This window comes from Mesorhizobium sp. M1E.F.Ca.ET.041.01.1.1, from assembly GCF_003997355.1.
In the GTDB taxonomy this organism is placed as follows: Bacteria; Pseudomonadota; Alphaproteobacteria; order Rhizobiales; family Rhizobiaceae; genus Mesorhizobium.
The window spans coordinates 1-1,475 of record NZ_RZSL01000967.1 but is presented as its reverse complement, the minus strand read 5'-3'; the positions used below and the strand labels follow the sequence as shown (position 1 = coordinate 1,475).

Below are 1,475 nucleotides of genomic sequence, written 5' to 3'. Positions count from 1 at the left end.
TTTGAAGAGCATCCGAAGCGGAGCGCCTCGGTCTGCAACTTGCCACAGGCCTTCCCAAGCCTCATGGGCTTCCCAGTAATAGCCGTGGTTGAAGAGGTCGAGACCCCAGCGGAATGTGTCTGAATCAACCGAGATCTCTGCCGCCAACGGCATGGCTTGGCTGTTGTAGCTGTGTCCCGCGGGATCACGTACCGGATGTGGCTGCCTGCCCGGCAGATACGCATAGGATGGAAAGCTCTTTTCCGGCAGCCAGCGCCGGCGCAACATCGAACCAATAGCCATCAAAGCCGTATAGCACACCCGTGACATCCTGAACGGATGATCACTCCGGAGCGCCCGCCGGCAAAAATGAGGTTTTGGGCAAACGTCCGGGCTCACAAGCGCAAGTGCACCAAGATGATCAGGCCTCGTGGTCTACTGGCATGTCGTTGAGATGTCATCCGTGCTGACTTATATGCCAACGTGCCTCGGGCGTTCTCCTCCCATTGCGTCCGGCGCGTTCCCCTCTGGAGGTTTTGACCTCTTGCTTGGCCGGGTGCTGCAAGCCCGGCCTTTTTCTTGCGCGCCTGAGGCGATGAAGCGGCTGACTGGCCGCTGTGAACATGGCTTGACCCGTCCAACTTGCGAGCTGCAAGGGATCGCTCCTTGGGCGTGCGTTTGGGCACTGCCACGTCGCCGGGGCTTCGATAGGCGACGGTGCGGCCAGCAGAGGAAGAGGGCAGGCAGGGATTTCGTTGGCGGACGAAGGTCGGGGAGAGAGACTCTCGGCGTCCGCCGCAGAGCAAACCCATGACACAGATGGAAGTTCAGGCACCGACGCTCGCGTCGCTCCCAAGGAGCTATCACGATGTCTTCCAGGGTGCATTCCGAAGCCCGTGCCGACATTTGCACGCGCATCACCCCGAGATCAAAGCTGCGGCCGTCGCGGACCTGAGTGGCGCCCGCGCGCCTGAAGGCGCGCGCCGGGTGCTCGTGAACCGAGCCCGCTTTTCTTCGGCAAGCTCAGGCGGTCTCGGCCCTTCGGCTTCGCCCCCTGGCGCGGGGCAGCCTTTCGGCTGCTGACGGTCGCCGGCCTGTGGGCCGGCGTCGTTTTTGTACTGGCCATCCCCCGGTGGCGCGCGGTGGGCGGCTCTCCCTTCTAGGCCCGCTGCGGCATCCCGCAACCCTTCGCTTGACGCTTCGGGTCCTCCTCTTCGTTCCGGTCCTTCGGATGCGGGCCGCCTTGGACGTCGGGCCTTTCCGGTCGCTTTCGCCGCCCACCCCGCTTCCGGGGAGGGCGCGGGATTGAAGAGCGGAGGACCAGACGATGGGTGCAAAATACAAGCGTTCCGGTAGCCGAGAGGCTGGCGCAGGCAAGAGCGGGCGCACGGGCGCCAGCCTTTATCAGGAAATCACAGATCGCATCATCGCCGAGCTGGAGCGCGGCACGGTGCCATGGGTCAAGCCATGGGGCAGTGCGAAGGCCGGCCTCGGCC

The 1,475-nt window shown here is 64.0% G+C and carries 2 protein-coding genes; one reads left to right on the top strand and one right to left on the bottom strand.

The window, feature by feature from the left end; genetic code table 11:
• Positions 1 to 300 (bottom strand): DUF309 domain-containing protein (locus tag EOA38_RS40775; RefSeq protein ID WP_245481019.1); only part of this gene is annotated, 300 nt, incomplete at its 3' end.
• A 1,006-nt stretch (positions 301 to 1,306) separates the two neighbouring features.
• On the opposite strand from EOA38_RS40775, the gene EOA38_RS36435 reads away from it, so the two are divergent.
• On the top strand, positions 1,307 to 1,475 hold a 169-nt coding region (locus tag EOA38_RS36435), incomplete at its 3' end, for an ArdC-like ssDNA-binding domain-containing protein (protein WP_127301487.1).